The 15,196-nt window shown below is 70.5% G+C and carries 20 protein-coding genes; 18 read left to right on the top strand and 2 right to left on the bottom strand.

The window, feature by feature from the left end; all coding sequences use genetic code 11:
- The first annotated feature begins 6 nt into the window (after positions 1-6).
- The 5 genes from VEL82_07765 to VEL82_07785 all read left to right on the top strand — a co-directional run bounded on the left by VEL82_07765 (position 7) and on the right by VEL82_07785 (position 4,595).
- Entirely contained in the window at positions 7-984 is a 978-nt protein-coding gene (locus tag VEL82_07765; protein ID HXW67751.1) for a GHMP kinase, read from the top strand.
- Positions 981-1,574, top strand: coding sequence for an SIS domain-containing protein (locus VEL82_07770; protein ID HXW67752.1), 594 nt, complete (start codon positions 981-983; stop codon positions 1,572-1,574). The genes VEL82_07765 and VEL82_07770 overlap by 4 nt, the downstream gene beginning before the upstream one ends.
- Positions 1,571-2,413: a CBS domain-containing protein gene (locus VEL82_07775; GenBank protein HXW67753.1), complete on the top strand. Its 843-nt coding sequence runs from the start codon at positions 1,571-1,573 to the stop codon at positions 2,411-2,413. Before VEL82_07770 ends, VEL82_07775 begins: the two co-directional genes overlap by 4 nt.
- 68 nt (positions 2,414-2,481) lie before the next feature.
- Positions 2,482-3,483 carry a hypothetical protein gene (locus VEL82_07780; protein HXW67754.1) on the top strand — a complete coding sequence of 334 codons (1,002 nt, stop codon included), beginning with the start codon at positions 2,482-2,484 and terminating at the stop codon, positions 3,481-3,483.
- A gap of 125 nt (positions 3,484-3,608) precedes the next feature.
- Entirely contained in the window at positions 3,609-4,595 is a 987-nt protein-coding gene (locus VEL82_07785) for a hypothetical protein (protein ID HXW67755.1), read from the top strand.
- 29 nt (positions 4,596-4,624) lie between these two features.
- Here VEL82_07785 and VEL82_07790 read toward each other — a convergent pair whose 3' ends face one another.
- Together VEL82_07790 and VEL82_07795 are read right to left on the bottom strand one after the other, a co-directional pair.
- Entirely contained in the window at positions 4,625-5,092 is a 468-nt protein-coding gene (locus VEL82_07790; protein HXW67756.1) for a cytochrome c oxidase subunit II, read from the bottom strand.
- The gene (locus VEL82_07795; protein HXW67757.1) at positions 5,085-5,315 is read right to left on the bottom strand and encodes a hypothetical protein; all 231 of its coding nucleotides are present in this window, start codon (positions 5,313-5,315) and stop codon (positions 5,085-5,087) included. Before VEL82_07795 ends, VEL82_07790 begins: the two co-directional genes overlap by 8 nt.
- 147 nt (positions 5,316-5,462) lie before the next feature.
- Here VEL82_07795 and VEL82_07800 point away from each other — a divergent pair, with 147 nt between their 5' ends.
- The 13 genes from VEL82_07800 to cyoE all read left to right on the top strand — a co-directional run bounded on the left by VEL82_07800 (position 5,463) and on the right by cyoE (position 15,164).
- The gene (locus tag VEL82_07800; GenBank protein HXW67758.1) at positions 5,463-6,185 is read left to right on the top strand and encodes a sulfocyanin-like copper-binding protein; all 723 of its coding nucleotides are present in this window, start codon (positions 5,463-5,465) and stop codon (positions 6,183-6,185) included.
- 73 nt (positions 6,186-6,258) lie between these two features.
- Entirely contained in the window at positions 6,259-7,302 is a 1,044-nt protein-coding gene (locus tag VEL82_07805) for an AbrB/MazE/SpoVT family DNA-binding domain-containing protein (protein ID HXW67759.1), read from the top strand.
- A 101-nt stretch (positions 7,303-7,403) separates the two neighbouring features.
- Positions 7,404-7,607, top strand: a complete 204-nt coding sequence (locus tag VEL82_07810; protein ID HXW67760.1) for a twin-arginine translocase TatA/TatE family subunit — start codon at positions 7,404-7,406, stop codon at positions 7,605-7,607.
- Between the two features lie 108 nt (positions 7,608-7,715).
- Complete coding sequence (locus tag VEL82_07815; GenBank protein ID HXW67761.1) at positions 7,716-8,552, top strand: twin-arginine translocase subunit TatC; 837 nt, start codon at positions 7,716-7,718, stop codon at positions 8,550-8,552.
- Between the two features lie 4 nt (positions 8,553-8,556).
- Positions 8,557-8,946, top strand: coding sequence for a hypothetical protein (locus VEL82_07820; protein ID HXW67762.1), 390 nt, complete (start codon positions 8,557-8,559; stop codon positions 8,944-8,946).
- Complete coding sequence (locus VEL82_07825) at positions 8,943-9,131, top strand: hypothetical protein (protein HXW67763.1); 189 nt, start codon at positions 8,943-8,945, stop codon at positions 9,129-9,131. The genes VEL82_07820 and VEL82_07825 overlap by 4 nt, the downstream gene beginning before the upstream one ends.
- Complete coding sequence (locus tag VEL82_07830) at positions 9,131-9,952, top strand: Rieske 2Fe-2S domain-containing protein (GenBank protein HXW67764.1); 822 nt, start codon at positions 9,131-9,133, stop codon at positions 9,950-9,952. Before VEL82_07825 ends, VEL82_07830 begins: the two co-directional genes overlap by 1 nt.
- A 13-nt stretch (positions 9,953-9,965) precedes the next feature.
- Positions 9,966-11,321, top strand: a complete 1,356-nt coding sequence (locus tag VEL82_07835) for a cytochrome bc complex cytochrome b subunit (protein ID HXW67765.1) — start codon at positions 9,966-9,968, stop codon at positions 11,319-11,321.
- Entirely contained in the window at positions 11,314-11,574 is a 261-nt protein-coding gene (locus VEL82_07840; protein ID HXW67766.1) for a hypothetical protein, read from the top strand. Before VEL82_07835 ends, VEL82_07840 begins: the two co-directional genes overlap by 8 nt.
- Positions 11,567-11,941 carry a hypothetical protein gene (locus tag VEL82_07845; protein HXW67767.1) on the top strand — a complete coding sequence of 125 codons (375 nt, stop codon included), beginning with the start codon at positions 11,567-11,569 and terminating at the stop codon, positions 11,939-11,941. Before VEL82_07840 ends, VEL82_07845 begins: the two co-directional genes overlap by 8 nt.
- Positions 11,938-13,626, top strand: coding sequence for a cbb3-type cytochrome c oxidase subunit I (locus VEL82_07850; GenBank protein HXW67768.1), 1,689 nt, complete (start codon positions 11,938-11,940; stop codon positions 13,624-13,626). The genes VEL82_07845 and VEL82_07850 overlap by 4 nt, the downstream gene beginning before the upstream one ends.
- A 6-nt stretch (positions 13,627-13,632) precedes the next feature.
- Entirely contained in the window at positions 13,633-14,214 is a 582-nt protein-coding gene (locus VEL82_07855) for a COX15/CtaA family protein (protein ID HXW67769.1), read from the top strand.
- A 23-nt stretch (positions 14,215-14,237) separates the two neighbouring features.
- Complete coding sequence (cyoE, locus tag VEL82_07860) at positions 14,238-15,164, top strand: heme o synthase (protein HXW67770.1); 927 nt, start codon at positions 14,238-14,240, stop codon at positions 15,162-15,164.
- The last annotated feature ends 32 nt before the right edge of the window (positions 15,165-15,196 follow it).

A 15,196-nucleotide genomic window follows, 5' to 3' on the forward strand; every position in this document is an offset into this window, starting at 1 on the left:
TCGCGCGTGATCATCACCCGCACGCCGCTGCGGATCAGCTTCATGGGGGGCGGGACCGATCTCCCGTCGTTCTACCGGGCCTACGGTGGCGGCGCGGTCGTTGGCGCGGCGATCGATCGCTACATCCACGTCCTCGTGAACGAGAAGTTCGACCGTTCGATCCGGGTCGCCTACTCGCGAACGGAGAACGTCGAGCGGCGCGAGGACCTTCAGCACGAGCTCGTGCGCGAGGCGATGCGGATCGCCGGCGTCTCGGAGGCCGTCGAGATCCACACGGTCGCCGACATTCCGGGCGAGGGCACCGGTCTCGGCTCGTCCTCCAGCGTGACGGTCGGCCTCCTCCACGCGCTCCACGCCTTCATGGGCCGCCTCAAGGACCCCTCCGAGCTCGCGAGCGAGGCCTGCCGGATCGAGATCGACATCCTGGGTGGGACGCTGGGCAAGCAGGACCAGTACATCGCCGCGTTCGGTGGGATCCAGCACTTCGAGTTCCGGCCGGACGACTCCGTCGGCGCGACGCCCCTGCCCCTGTCGACGGCCGACCGCGAGGCGCTCAGCGACCACCTCTCGCTCTACTATACCGGCATCACGCGGCGGGCGGCGGGAATCCTGAAGGACCAGGAGGCCCGTACCGCCGCGAACGAGGAGGCGCTCGTGCGCCTGCGCGCGCTCGTCGGCCCGACGCGCGCCGCGGTCCTGCGAGCCGACTGGGCGGAGCTGGGACGCCTGCTCGACGAGGGCTGGCAGCTGAAGCGGGGGCTCTCCGCGTCGATCTCGAACCCCGAGATCGACGCGCACTTCGCGCGGGCGAAGGCGGCCGGCGCCTTCGGCGGCAAGGTCACCGGCGCGGGCGGCGGCGGCTTTCTCCTGCTCGTCCACCCGCCCGAACGCAGCCGTGAAATAGCGGCCGCCCTCTCTCCGATGCCGCGCCTCCCCGTGCGGATCACGCCGGAGGGCTCGCGGATCCTGGGCGTCCATCGATGAGCGATCTCCCCGGACTCGACGCCTACGCCCGGAGCTACCTGGCCGAGGCGCGGGAGGCCCTGCGCGACGACTACGTGATCGCCGCGATGCGGCGCATCGTGCCCATCGTGCTCGAGGCCCGCGCCCGCGGCCGGCACGTCTTCCTCTTCGGCAACGGGGGGAGCGCCTCGACCGCCTCGCACTTCGTGACGGATCTCGCCAAGGTCGCGCGCCGTGGCGACGCCCCCGCGATCCGGTCGCTCGCGCTCACCGACAACATCCCGAGCGTGACCGCCTGGGCGAACGACCGGGACTACGCCTCGATCTTCTCCGAGCAGCTGCGGGCCCTGGGGAGCGCGGGCGATGTCGCGATCGCGATCTCGGGCAGCGGCAATTCCCCGAACGTCCTCGCCGCGGTGGCGGTCGCTAGCGAGCTCGGCCTGCGCACGATCGGGCTGACCGGCATCGGCGGCGGGAAGCTGAAGGACCTGGTCGAAGTGCCGGTGGTGGTCCCGTCGGACAGCATGCAGCACGTCGAGGACGTCCACGTGAGCCTCCTCCACCTGTTGACCGCCTACCTGCGCGACGAGGGGCCGACCTCGTCCCGATGATCGTCCTCGTCCGGGACTACATGGTGCTCGAGGTCGAGCACCTGCGGGACACGGCGACGATCGGGGAGGCGATCGACCGACTCTCGAAGAGCCGGCACCACGGCCTGCCCGTCACCGACGCCGCGGGCAAGCTCGTGGGCTTCGTGAGTGCGAAGGAGCTCCTCCGGCACGCCACCGAGCGCGCGCAGCCGCTGAGCGGCATCCTCCGGCCGGGCACGTACACGGCCCGCCCCGAGACCGGTCTCGACGACGCGGCCCGCATCATGTTCCGCTTCGGCCTGCGCGACCTCCCCATCATCGACGTCGACGACCGGTTGTGCGGGATCCTCTCGAATCTCGACATCGTGCGCTCGCACTTCGAGCGGGCGTCGCCGGCCAAGGCCGATACCCTCAAGCACCTGTTGAGCGAGCGCTACGGTCTGCCGTTCTCCTTCCACCGCGGCCGCGTGACCCTCGAGCGGCTCACGCCGACGCAGTGGAAGGTCTTCGAGGACGAGCTCGAGGGCCGTCGCTACGAGCTCGAGCGCGGGTTCGCCGAGCCCGTGCTCGTCGTGCAGAAGGGCGACGCCTGGATCCTCGTGGACGGACATCACCGTGCCCTCGCGGCCCGCGAGATGGGCCTCCCGCAGCTCCAGGCGTTCATCCTGACCTGCGACCAGCCCGAGGCGTTCGGACGGGTCGAGACCGGCTTCGAGCGCCTGGCCCGCGAGCACCACCTGCGCACGATCGACGACATCGAGATCGACCGATCGGCCCACCACCCCCTCATCGAGGTGACGACCCAGTTGATCCGGCGCTTCGAGGCGGGCGCCGCGCACGACGCCCCCTCCGCCCCGTGAGGGCGGGCGCCGGTCGGTCCTTACCGATGCGATAAGAGCGGCGGCGGGGCTCTTGGCCCCGGTCGCGAATGCCGTTCCCCCTCCCGCCCCTCGGGGTCAACGCCTCGCTCGTGCCCTTCGCCGTCGTCGCGCTCGCGATGATCGCGATCACGATCTTCGTCCTCGGCCAGGTGCTGCCGCGCGACGGCCGCTCGCCGCTCGTCACGCAGATGCTGCTCGCGCTCGCGGTCCTCGGTGGCGGCAGCGTGCTGCTGCTCGCCCTCGTCTTCGTGTTCCTCAACCCGGACGGGACGAGCGCCTGGACCTGGGTCCTGCTCGCCTTCAACTTCATGATGATGGCGCCGGCCGGGATCTGGTTCATCGGCCTCGTGATCTTCCGCGACCGCCGGGTCACGGTCGACGACTGGGCCTGGCCGGTCAGCCTCGGCCTCGTCACCACCGGCTCGGAGGTGCTGATGGGCCTGCTGTTCGTCGTCGGGGACGCGAACGGTGCCTCGGCCCTCGCGCCGACCTTCGCGCTGGGTCTCTCGTCCATCTGGTTCTTCTGGTCGATGGCGGCGATCATGGTCGCGTTGTTGCTCTGGGCGCCGCTCGATCCGATCGAACGCGGTGCGCTCGTCACCCTCACGCTCGCCGCGGTGATCGGACCGTGGGTGACGGCGTTTCCCATCGTCGGCGGGATCGCGATGACCGTGCTGATGGCCGGCGCCTTCGCCGTGATCGTGCGGGCGATCACCCAGCGCCGCGCCGTGCGCGCGGAGGAGGCCGGCCTCCTGCTCGGCCTCGCGGCCGCGTTCCTGGCGACCGCCCTCACGGGGCTCGCCCTCGTCGCGACCGGCGGCACGGTCGCGGCCGTGCTCGCCTTCGGCAGCGTGATGGCCGTCGTGATGGGCGTCGAGATCGCCTACCTCGTGCGGCGCTTCTACCTGGGACCGCCCTCGCCTGCCTGGGTCCGCCGGGCCATCTCCCCCGAGGAGGGGGCGCGCCCGGACCTGCGGCGGGCGGTGACGCGGGCCGACGGGCCGGCCTCCGAGGCGCCGACCGGGCTCTCCGGCGCGGCCGGCCGATAGTGGCGCCCGCTCCGGCTCGGGATTCGTACAACACTCATATCAACGGCGCCAAGGTCGCACCGCCGTCAGGGGAGACCGTGACGGAGCCGCGGGCGCGCCGACTCTCCGGGCCCGCTCGGCGCGCGATGCCCTGGTTCGTGGCCGGCCTCCTGCTGGCGACCGTCGGGCTCCCGTCGGTCGCCGCGATCGGTCCACTGCCGTTCGCCCCCTCGGTGGGGTTCGGTCACCCCGCCGCGCGGAACTCCTCGGCGCTCGTCGTCCTCACGGACCGCCCGCGCTTCGTGCCGGACGCGCTGAGCGCGAACGCGAGCGCCACGATCTCCATCGAGCTGTCGAACGCCGGCGCCTACGACCACACGTTCACGCTCTCCAAGGTGCCGAACGTGATCCTGAACACCTCCTGGACGCCGACCGAGCTCGACGCGTTCTTCAACGCGAACGGCTCGCTCGCCAACGTCACCGTCGCGCCCCACGGCCTCGCGTGGGCGAACGTATCGTTCAACGGCTCGGTCGGCGGCGACTCGTTCGAGTTCGTATCGGTCGTGCCGTTCCAGTTCCAGGCCGGGATGTGGGGGTTCCTCAACGTCTCGGCCACCGGCCCGGGCATCCAGCTCTCGGAGAACACGACCGACAGCTACCAGTTCGTCCCGGCGGTCCTCTCCGCCACGCCGACCCACTACCCGGCGGTGCTCGACGTCCTGGTGACCAACACGGGCCAGCTCGGCCACACCTTCACGGTCTCGCCGCTGTCGAACTACACGCTCTCGCCGGGGAACTTCTCGAGCACGTTCGCCTCGAACCCGCCGCTCGTGAGCGCGCCGGTCCCGAGCGGGCCGGGCAGCACCGTCTGGGGGAACTTCACCGTCCACGCCCCCGGCGTCTACCAGTACATCTGCACGATCAGCGGCCACTTCGCGAACGGCATGACCGGGCTGCTCTACGTGGGCGTGACGGTACCGCCGCCCCCGACTCCCCCGTCGACCGCGATCGTGGAGACCTGGGTGCTCATCGGCTCCGGCGCCCTGCTCGGCATCGGCATCGTCGTCACGGCCGTCGCCTCGTTCGCCGGTCGCTTCCCCGCCACGGGCGGTGGTCACGACCGGCACGAGTGAGGCGATCGGGGCCCGGGACGTCGGGCGTCCTAGGTCACGACGAGGAACGAGCGCATCGTTCCGTGGAACTCGCCGCAAAACTCCGTGCACTGGATCAGGTAGTGCGTCCCCGCGGCGACGTCGGGCACCGAGAAGGCGAACATGTTCGTGCGGCCGGGGATCGCGTCGATGCGAACGCCGAGCTGCGGGATATTGAACGAGTGGATCACGTCCGCGCCGGTGACGTTGATCTGGACCTCCGCGCCCGGAGCGGCCCATAAAGCGCCGCCGCTCACCGTGTTCGTGCTCGCGTCGTACGTCGTGTTGAAGCAGCCGGCCTTCGAGGCGTTGGCGTAGCAGAACTCCCACCACCACTGGTGGCCGATCACCGTGACGTACTCCGTCGGGTCGCTCGGGAGCGCGTCGAGCTGGTAGAGGAGGATCGTCGAGTAGGCCGCCACCCCGGCGAGGAGTGCGACCACCGCGAGGGTCCAGGCGACCTCGAGCTTGTTAACCATACCGGCGGTTCCTCATGCCCGGATCGCGGAACTTCCAGACGGCGTAGACGAGGTAGGCGAAGGTCACGATCGCCCCCGCCACGCTGATGCCGATCATCACCCAGAGCAGCGGGTTGGTGAGTTCCAGGTTCGATTCGGCGGCGGCGATCGGGCCCAGGAGCAGCGCGACCGGCACGGCGGCTGCGACGGCCGATCCCCCACTACGGGGATCGCGTTCGCTCACGCGTCGCACCGGGGAGCGAAGCTACATATCGCCCGCGTACGAACCGGGCACCGGCCCCTCCACCGACCGGGGTCCGCGCCCTGTACGTACGGAGGGGCTTTAGAGGGCGGGCTCCGTCCTCCGCCCGTTTCGGTCGACGGTGGAGCGATGAGCCTGCGAGGTCCCGAGCGCGCGGCGGTCGCTCTCGCGCTCGCGGTGCTCCTCGTGGGCGGTGCCGCGATCGCACTCGTGGACAGCGCGCCCGCGCGCGCGGCGACCGCCGTGCGCACCGACGCGAGCGACGCGGTCTCGGTCACGGCCGTCTCGGGCTTCTCGTTCACGCCCAACGCGGTCCAGGGCCTTCCGACGAACGCGACGATCACGCTGACGTTCACCGACTCGGACTCGCTCGACCACACGTTCTGGATCATCGGCAAGCAGGGCTGGGTGATCCCGCCGTCCTACTCCTCCGGCCAGCTCGAGGCGCTCGCGTTCGGCCACCTTCCTCCCGCGCTCGTCGGGGCGAACGCGAGCGCGAACGGCGGGCAGAACATCACGACCTTCACGTCGCCCTCGGCCCCCGGGTGGTACGAGTTCGTCTGCACCGAACCCGGCCACTTCCAGAACGGCATGTACGGCTTCATCGCGTTCGGGATGAACCTGCCCGGGAACCTCACCGTCTCGGCCGCGAGCACCAACCCCGGTGCCGCGGTGTTCATCATCGTCGGGGTCATCGTCGGGCTCGTCGTGATCGCGCTCGTGCTCGGCTTCGTCGTCGGCCGCCGCCGGGGCGCGACCTACGAGATGCCGCCGGAGCGCCTCGGCTACCCGGAGCCGGAGTCGCCGTCCGAGCCGGAGTCGCCGACCGGCGCCCACGAGCCTCCCGGCTGACGCGCCACCGCAACCCTCAAATCTCGGCAGTCGCATAACCTACGGACCTCGTAGTAGGTTCGGGGAGACCGAGATGGCATGGGGACAGCCCAACCGGGAGCGCCGCGTGCTGAAGGCGGGCCACTCGTCGATCGCGGTCACGCTGCCGAAACCGTGGGCCGAGGCGATGAACCTGCGACCGGGCGACCTCGTCGTCTTCGACCAGAACGACGACGGGACGCTCTACCTCAAGCCGGCGCCCGTCCCCGGGGCGGCGAGCTCGGGCGCGCCGTTCCTCGTCTCGGCCCGGTCCTTCGACACGCCCGGCGTCCTCGAGCGCCTGGTCGTGGGCGCCTACCGTGTCGGGCACGACTCGATCGAGATCCGCACGGACCTGCCGCTCGCGCCCGACCGGGTGGAGGAACTCCTCGCCGCGGCGCGGGGCCTGCTCGGCGTCTCGGTCGTCGCGCAGGAGCCGACCCGCGTGGTGCTCCAGAACTTCATCGACCCGTCGAAGTACGGGCTGCCGCAGCTCGTCCAGCGCATGAAGATGATCCTCGTCGCCTTCCTGGAAGAGGCCGAGGAGGTCATCGCCCGCCGCCAGCGCAGCCGCCGCATCTCGACGCTCGAGGAGGAGAGCACGAAGGTCCTGGCGCTCCTCGTGCGCCAGCTCTTCCTCGCGAGCCGCGACTGGTCGCTCGCCCGCCGCATCGGCAGCCCCGATCCGCGCCAGCTGCTCGAGTGGCGCGTGGTCGTGCACTCCCTCGAGGAGCTCGCCCAGCTCTTCAGCGCGAGCCTGCGTACGCTGAGCGACGAGGCGCCGAAGCGCTCCGCCGCCGGCCTCGACGCCCTCGCGCTCGGCCTTCCCGAACTCAAGATCCAGCTCAAGGCGGTCGTCGAAGCGCTGATGCGGCCCTCGCTCGACCACGCCTGCGAGGTGTACCATGCGACGGACCGCGTCGGCGCCGAGGTGCGCGCCGCGGCCGACCGTCGCGCCGGCCGGGCTCGCACGTCCGGCCTGCGCTCGGCCTCGGTCCTGCTCGGCCGGGGCGCGACGTGCCTCGGCGTCCTCGCCGAGATCGCGATCGATCGCGCGGTCTCCTCGGGCACTGAGACCGTGATGGTCGAGGCGGCCTGAGGCCGGTTTATCTACCGGCCGTAGGGACTTTCGGTACGAGTCCGGTCGTCCCGTACGAACGCCATATCGGCCGAGGGGCCGCTCGCAGCGGCGAGGCGCCGATGTTCGATTCTCTCGACGATTGGCTGATCATCGCGGTGGTGGCGGGGATCCTGTTCTACGGCTCGAGCAAGATCCCGCAACTGGCCCACAGCCTGGGGCGCTCGGTGGGCGAGTTCAAGAAGGGCCGGATCGAGGTCGAGCGCGAGCTGAAGGCGGAACAGGCCGGCGCGGCCGCGCCCGCCGCCTCCGGGCCGGGCCGCTAGGCGCGAACGCTCCCGCGCGGCATGCTCGAGGAGTCGAATCCCCGGTGCGATCGAGCCCCCGTGTCGGCGCCGGGCCCCGGGGGCCGGGGGGAGGCGGCCGGGTGACTGATGGGCGAGCTCGATCGGATCCTCTCGGTGCTCGGCGAGGTCCGGCGTCGCGCGATCCGGATCGGGGTCGTGCTGGCCGGCCTGTTCGGGTTCCTGCTGTTCTTCGAGCTCATCCCTGTCTCGGTGCGGGTCCTCGGGGTCCGCCTGCCCCTCGCCTACCCCTGGCCGAACCCCTTCTACAACGTCACCGCGCAACTGTTCATCGCGATGCGGCAGTGGATGCTACCGTCCAACGTCGAGCTGCTCAACGTCGGTGTCGGCGACTCGATCCTCGTGCAGATGGAGATCGGGCTGCTCGTCGCGCTGATCCTCGGGATGCCGTGGATCGTCCACGAGGTCGCGGCGTTCCTGGTGCCCGCGCTGCGTCGCAACGAGCGCCTCCTCCTCCGGCAGATCGGGATCCCGGCGACGGCGCTCTTCGCGATCGGTACGGCCGCGGGGATCGTCTTCCTCACGCCGTTCACTTTCCGACTGCTCTTCCGCTACGTCGCGGCGATGGGCCTCGCGCCGGTCCTCGGCGTCCAGGACTTCGTGACGTTCGCCCTGCTCTACTCGCTCGCCTTCGGCGTGGTCTTCGAGCTGCCGGTCTTCATCTACGCCCTCACGCGGCTCGGCGTGGTCAAGGCCGGGGCCTGGCGCAAGCACTGGCGCGGCGCGGTCCTGGGCTCGCTTGTCTTCGGCATGATCGTGACGCCGGACAACTCCGGGATCACGATGCTCATCATCGCGACCCCGATGATCGGCCTCTACCTCGGTGGCGCCTACTTCGCCGCGCGCTGGGAGGCCCGACAGGAGCCACCGGCGGCACCGCCACGGCTCGCCGCGGGCGCGGGGTGAGCTGATGGCGCTCTTCTCGGACATCGACTGGCTCATCGTCCTCGGCGCGGCCGGCCTGCTCCTGTTCGGCAAGGACAACGGCGCGACGCTGCGCACGCTCGGGCGCTGGTACGGGCGGGCCGCGCGCCTGAAGCAGGAGCTGCTCGAGGAGTTCTCGAAGGCGGCCGATCTACCGGTGGCACCCGCCGGCGCCCGCTCGATCCGCGGCGCCCTCCTCGGTCTCGACGCTCCGGCCGCCTCCGTCCGCGGGATTCCCGCCGCGGTGACCGTCGCGCCTCGGCCCTCCGCGCCCCCCCTCGCCCCCGCCTGGGGGCCATGGACGGGCGGGGCGCCGGTCCCGACGTGGTCGATGACCGTCCCCATCGAGGTGCCCGAGGAGGCCGCCCGCCCGTGAGCGCGCTGACGCCCGAGCAGGTCGTGACGCTCACGGAGATCCTCGTGATCCTGATGGGGATCGGGATCACCTGGGCGGTCTACCTCGGCAGCGATCGGGCGGAGCTGCCCGGCGATGCGACGGTCCCGGACCCGAACGACGTCGACGATGCGCGGCCCGACACGCGCGGGAGGACCCTGCGGTGATGGGCCTCTCCGACTGCCCGGCCTCCTGCCCGTACCTCGCGGACCGCCCGGCGGCCCTCGACTTCCCGGTGGGCCAGATCCGGCGCTTGGCGGCGATCGACCCCGAGGACGACGTCGACGAGACCAAGCGGAACGTCCTCAAGCTCCTCGCGGTCGCGGGGATCGTCGGGGCCGGGGTCGGCGGCCTGGTCGGCGGGACGCTCCAGTACGTCCAGCCGCCGACGGTCGGCCTGACGAGCTACCCGAAGACGCAGCTGCTCGACGTCGACGGGAGCCCGCTGTCCGTCTCGAAGGTCGAGAGCGAGTACAACGTCGACACCGCCGATCTCTACCTGTTCAACTACCCGCTGCGCAACGAGCCGAACTTCCTGCTCAACCTGGCGCCCGCGAACGGACAGGCGCCCTCGCCCACGAACCCGGGGGCCTGGCAGGTGCCGAGCGGCGTCGGGACGAACGGCTCGATCGTCGCTTACAGCGCGATCTGCCAGCACCTCGGATGCCCCGCGCCGGCGATCTCCTACTACCCGCCGGGCACCTGCTCGCGGACCTTCAACGGGCAGCCGTTCTACATCCACTGCTCCTGCCACGGCTCGACCTACAATCCGGCGAACGGGGCGTCGAACCTGACCGGACCGGCCGTGCTGCCGCTGCCGCAGGTGATCCTGACCGTCGAGGACGGCGACCTCTACGCGACCGGCATCACACCGTCGAGCCCGCCGGTGAACGGGCACCTCAACACGCTCCAGGGCGACTACGGGGTCGGGTCCTCCTCGCAGCTCGCCAAGGAGAGCCCCGTGATCCTCTGCAGCTTCCCGTCGTAGGAGGTCGCCGGACATGTCGTTCACGAACTGGTACAACCGAACCCTGAACCGGCTCTGGGGGTTCGTCGAGGACCGCACCGCGATGCGGAAGTGGGCCCTGCGGCCCCAGCCCGAGTTCACCTTCAAACCGTCCTACTGGACCGGCGCGTTCGTCGCGGTCGCGTTCTTCTACCAGGTCCTGTCCGGGCTGCTGCTCCTGCTCTACTACCAGCCGAGCACGAACACGACCCTGACCGCCTGCGGCCAGCCGGTCGGCACGCAGTCGATCGCCCCGGCCGCCTGGTGCTCGACCTACTACATCGTCCACTCGGTGCCGATGGGCCAGCTCCTGCTCTCGAGCCACCTCTACGGCGCCTATGCGATGATCTTCCTCATGTTCGTCCACTTCTACCGCGGCTACTACCTCGGCGTCTACAAGGCGCCGCGCGAATTCTCCTGGATGCTCGGCACCCTCCTGATGATCACGACCCTCGGGATGGGGTTCACCGGATACCTCCTGCCGTACACCCAGATCTCGTACAACGCCACCAACGTCGGGCTCGTGCTCGCGCTGCGACTGCCGACCGTCGGGCCGCTCCTCGGACCCCTGATCCTGTCGGACGGGACGAGCCAGGGCCTGCTCTCGCGCATGTTCGCCGCGCACGTGCTGCTCCTGCCGCTCGCGCTCGGGGCGCTCCTCTACGCCCACATCGCCTTGTTCGAGTCGCACGGGATCGCGCCCCCGGCCACCTCCGACCCGCTCCAGCGTCGGCGCTACACCGAGAAGGAGGACAAGCAGCACGTCCCGTTCGTCCCCCACATCCTGTGGTACACCCTGAAGTGGGGCCTCCTCTACGTCGGGGTGCTGTTCGGGATCGCCGCGCTCTGGCCGTGGACCCTCCCGACGTACGTCGGCAACGTTGCGGCCGCCGCGGTCGTTACGGAGCCGGACTGGTACTTCCTGTGGCTGTTCAAGTTCGTCGATTTCCAGGGGGTCACCCCCGTCCTCGCGGTCGGCGTGACCACCGTGCTGATCGCCTACGTGCTGTTCCTGCCGTTCCTCGACCGCTCGACGCGGACGCACCCGCGCGATCGGCCGTTCTTCATCTGGCTCGCGACGAGCCTGCTCGGCTTCTTCATCCTCATGACCGTCTGGGGCGGCGAGACGCCCGGGGTCCAGATCGTCCCCATCTCGATCGCCGAGACGATCGGGCCGGTCTTCGCGGTGAACGCCCTCGTCACGCTCCTGTTCTACTGGCGCTACCGCCGCAGCTACCAGCGCCGGCTCGCCGCGCGCGAGAGCGCCCTCGCCGGGATCGCGCCGGCCCCACCGCTCACCCCGATGCCCGCGCCCACCCGGGCCTCCACGGAGGCGACGGCCGTTGAGTAGCTCGGAGGCGCCGCGCTGGCGGACCGGCTGGCTGTGGGGGATCCTCGCCGCGCTCCTCGTGGTCGGGACCGTCGGCTCGGCGACGGTGGTCTACGGTTTCCTGGGCGTGGAAAGCGGGGGCGTCCTCTTTGCGATCCCCCTCGTCGTCGGCGCGCTCGTCGCCGCGCTCGCCTTCCTGTTCCTCGCCGGCATCCTGTACCGCGTCGACCGCTACCGCGGTGCGACCGCTCGGAGGATCGAGTTCTTTGAGTAGCGAGGTGGTCGACCGCGCCGCGATCCGTCGGCTGCGCCGGCGACTCCTGGCGATCTACGACGGGGTGACCTACCTCATGCTCGTCGGCATCGCCGTCCTGCTCGTCTACTCGATCGAGCTCGGTTCGCTGACGAGCCCCGGAGCGCAGGAGTCGTTCGGGATCGCGCTCGCGCTCATGTTCCTCATGTCGACCGTGATCGTCCACATCGTGGACCGGACCTACCGGGTCTGGCCGCTCGGCCGCCGGATCCATCCGACCCCGCCCGGGCCCGTGACGGTCGAGGCGCAGGTCCGCTTCGTCAAGGTGCTGATCTTCGTGATCGCCGCGGCCGGGATCGCCTACTTCCTCGGGGCGCTGCTCGCATGACCGATCTCACCGAGCCGGTCACCGCGATCGTGCTGATCGCCGGGCTCGCGACGTTCCTGCTCTGGGTGTTCACCTACCACGGGACCTGGCTCGTCCCGACGATGAAGAAGTGGCTGTTCACGACCGATCACCAGCGCATCGGCCTGATGTACATCGTCACCGGCATCCTGTTCTTCTTCATCGGCGGGATCTACGCGGTGCTCATCCGCACCGACCTCGGCCTGGTCCAGGGCCTCGGGTTGGACCCGCAGACGACGCTCGGCATCACGCCGGACGTCTACTCGACCCTGTTCACGATGCACGGCGTGCTGATGATCTTCATGTTCATCATGCCGACCCTCGCCGGCTTCGGCAACTACCTCGTTCCCTCGATGATCGGCTCGCGGGAGATGGCGCTCCCGCGGATCAACGCGATCGCCTTCTGGATGCTCCCGCCCGCCGGCGTGATCCTGATCCTGTCGAACGCCTACGCCGGCTGGACCGGCTACGTCCCGCTCTCGATCGAGACGTTCGGGCCGAACCCGTACGGTGTCGATCTCTGGATCCTCGGCCTGCACATCCTCACGATCTCCTCGATGCTCGGGGCGATCAACTTCCTCGTCACGATCCTCAAGCATCGCGCGCCGGGCGTCCACTACTGGAACATGCCGCTGTTCGTCTGGGCGACCCTGATCAACTCGGTCCTCCTCATCTTCGCGCTGCCGTCGCTCTCGATCGCCCTCACCTTCGTGCTGTCCGATCGCAACTTCGGCACGCACATCCTCGCGGCGGTGAACGGCACGCCCCTCGGCGGCGCGCTGCTCTACCAGAACATCTTCTGGTTCTTCGCCCACCCCGAGGTCTACATCATGGTCCTGCCGGCGTTCGGCCTGGTCTCCACGATCATCCCGAAGCTCGCGCGCAAGGACATCTTCGGCTACGGCGCGATGGCGATCAGCCTCGGCGCCTTCGCCGTGCTCTCCTTCGCGGTCTGGGAGCACCACATGTTCGTAACGGGGATCGCGACGAACGTCCGGTTCGTCTTCATGCTCGCCACGATGGCGATCGCGGTCCCGTCCGCCGTCAAGACGTTCAACTGGATCGCGACCCTCTGGGGCGGCCGCATCTGGATGGCGGTGCCGATGTGGTTCTGCGTCGCGTTCATCACCGGCTTCGTGATCGGCGGGCTCTCCGGCCTCCTGCTCGCGTCGATCCCGATCGACTATCTCTACCACGGGACGTACTTCGTGGTGGCCCACTTCCACTACATCCTGCTCGGCGGGACGCTGATGGCGATCTTCGCCGGGATCTACTTCTACTTCCCGATCATCACCAAGCGCTGGTACAGCCAGCGCCTCGGCCATCTGCACTTCCTCCTGACCTACGTCGGGATCAACCTGCTGTTGTTCCCGATGTTCATCCTCGGCGCCGAGGGGATGCCGCGGCGGGTCTACACCTACCTGTGGGCCGGGAACTTCCAGGCGCTCAACTTCCTATCGACACTCGGTGCGTACATCCTCGGGATAGGTCAGCTCGTGTTCGTCTTCAACATGGTCTACAGCTACTTCGCGGGCCAGCCCGTGACGAGCCCCGATCCCTGGGGCGAGGAGCTCGCGGTCCGCATGAGCGGGCCGGCCCACCCGCTCCCCTCACGCCTGCCGACCCCGGGGCCGACGCCGACCGCGGCTTCCGCCGAGGGCCCGTAGAGGACCGTGCGCGGCCACGACCTCTTCCGGATCGCCGCCCTCGTCACCGTGGTGCTCTGCTACACGACGATCATCCTCGGCGGCAACGTCATCACGACCGACAACGGACTGGCCTGCCCGTCGTGGCCGACGTGCTTCGGGAACGGGAACTACCTGCCCAGCGTCTCGGGGGGCGCGGCGATCGAGTGGAGCCACCGGGTCTCCGCGTTCTTTCTGAGCGTGAGCTCGCTCGTCCTCTCCGGGCTCGCGCTCGCCTACGAGCGGGGCCGTCGGGTCCTCCTGCGCCTTGCCGTCGGGGCGCTCGCGCTCGTCGTCACCGAGGCGCTCCTCGGCGGGGTCGTGATCCACTCCTCCCTCGACCCCGGCATCGTCCTGCTGCATCTCGGGATCGCGACGGCGCTCTTCGGCATGCTGCTGGTCCTCGCGCTGCTCGCCAACCTGAAGGAGATGCCCCGGCGCTGGATCGATTGGGCCCGCCGCGCCGCCGAGGAAGGACCCGCGGCCCGGGTGCGGTCGAGCGGCACGGCCGATCGCGCCCCCGCGGGCCCGGCCGAGCCCGGCCGGCCGGCCCGCGTCCCGGGAGGCTGAGCGGCCCCCGGGCCGGAACGGCGATGGCCGACGCGACCGCGACCGGCCCGCCCTCCTCTCGCCGGGCCCTCTTGGCGGACGTCGTCGCGCTCACGAAGCCCGGCATCACGGCCCTGATCTGCCTGGTCGCGGTCGGCGGGTTCCTGCTCGCCGCGCCGGGCGCGGTGGCGTTCGGTCGCCTCGGGCTCCTGGTGGCGACCGGCGCGGCGGCCTCCGCCGGCTCGGCGATGCTGAACCACTACCTCGACCGGGACCTGGACGCGCGGATGCGACGCACCCAGCACCGCCCGCTCCCCGAGGCGCGGATCGCGCCCTCGGGCGTCGTGGCCGCCGGCGGGATCGCGCTGCTCGCCGGCGGCGTCGCCGCCGCGAGCCTGCTGCTCAACCCGCTCACCGGCCTATCGATCCTGCTCGGCGGGCTCACCTACGTCGTCGTCTACACGGCCTGGCTCAAGCGCCGCTCGAGCTGGAACATCGTGATCGGGGGGTTCGCCGGCAGCGCCCCGGCCCTCGCGGGCGGAGCGGCCGCGCTCGGGACCTGGAGCCCGGCGGTGATCGCGTTCGCGCTGCTCGTCTTCCTGTGGACGCCGCCCCACTTCTGGAGCCTCGCGCTCCTCCTCAAGGACGACTACGCGCGGGCCGGGCTCCCGATGCTGCCGCGCATGGACGACGCGGCGTACTCCGCGCGCGTGGTCGTGGTCTCCGCGGGCCTGCTGGTCCCCGCGACGCTCGCGATCGGGCTCACCGGGGCGCTCGCCTGGCCGGTCCTCGCGGTCCTGCTCGCGCTTGGCGCCGGCTTCGTCCTGGTGACGAGCCCGCTCTGGCACGGTGCGAGCCGGGCGGTGGCGCGCCGGGGCTTCCTGTACTCGGGACCGTACCTGCTCGGCGTCGTGGTGGCGATCGTCGCGAACGCGCCGCTCCTGCGGCTCGGGCTCGGGCCGGCGTTCTAGCCGAGCGCTCCGGTGCGCACGTCGAGCTTATC

The organism is Thermoplasmata archaeon (genome assembly GCA_035622275.1).
Classification (GTDB): domain Archaea; phylum Thermoplasmatota; class Thermoplasmata; order Lutacidiplasmatales; family UBA184; genus Lutacidiplasma.

Bases quoted from the DNA above. Each gene is read 5' to 3' on its own strand.
- VEL82_07770 (HXW67752.1), top strand. From the start codon at position 981: ATGAGCGATCTCCCCGGACTCGACGCCTACGCCCGGAGCTACCTGGCC.
- VEL82_07850 (HXW67768.1), top strand. From the start codon at position 11,938: ATGACCGATCTCACCGAGCCGGTCACCGCGATCGTGCTGATCGCCGGG.
- VEL82_07800 (HXW67758.1), top strand. From the start codon at position 5,463: ATGAGCCTGCGAGGTCCCGAGCGCGCGGCGGTCGCTCTCGCGCTCGCG.
- VEL82_07790 (HXW67756.1), bottom strand. From the start codon at position 5,092: ATGGTTAACAAGCTCGAGGTCGCCTGGACCCTCGCGGTGGTCGCACTC.
- VEL82_07830 (HXW67764.1), top strand. From the start codon at position 9,131: ATGGGCCTCTCCGACTGCCCGGCCTCCTGCCCGTACCTCGCGGACCGC.
- VEL82_07780 (HXW67754.1), top strand. From the start codon at position 2,482: ATGCCGTTCCCCCTCCCGCCCCTCGGGGTCAACGCCTCGCTCGTGCCC.
- VEL82_07805 (HXW67759.1), top strand. From the start codon at position 6,259: ATGGCATGGGGACAGCCCAACCGGGAGCGCCGCGTGCTGAAGGCGGGC.
- VEL82_07820 (HXW67762.1), top strand. From the start codon at position 8,557: ATGGCGCTCTTCTCGGACATCGACTGGCTCATCGTCCTCGGCGCGGCC.
- VEL82_07835 (HXW67765.1), top strand. From the start codon at position 9,966: ATGTCGTTCACGAACTGGTACAACCGAACCCTGAACCGGCTCTGGGGG.
- VEL82_07810 (HXW67760.1), top strand. From the start codon at position 7,404: ATGTTCGATTCTCTCGACGATTGGCTGATCATCGCGGTGGTGGCGGGG.
- VEL82_07775 (HXW67753.1), top strand. From the start codon at position 1,571: ATGATCGTCCTCGTCCGGGACTACATGGTGCTCGAGGTCGAGCACCTG.
- VEL82_07815 (HXW67761.1), top strand. From the start codon at position 7,716: ATGGGCGAGCTCGATCGGATCCTCTCGGTGCTCGGCGAGGTCCGGCGT.
- VEL82_07785 (HXW67755.1), top strand. From the start codon at position 3,609: ATGCCCTGGTTCGTGGCCGGCCTCCTGCTGGCGACCGTCGGGCTCCCG.
- cyoE (HXW67770.1), top strand. From the start codon at position 14,238: ATGGCCGACGCGACCGCGACCGGCCCGCCCTCCTCTCGCCGGGCCCTC.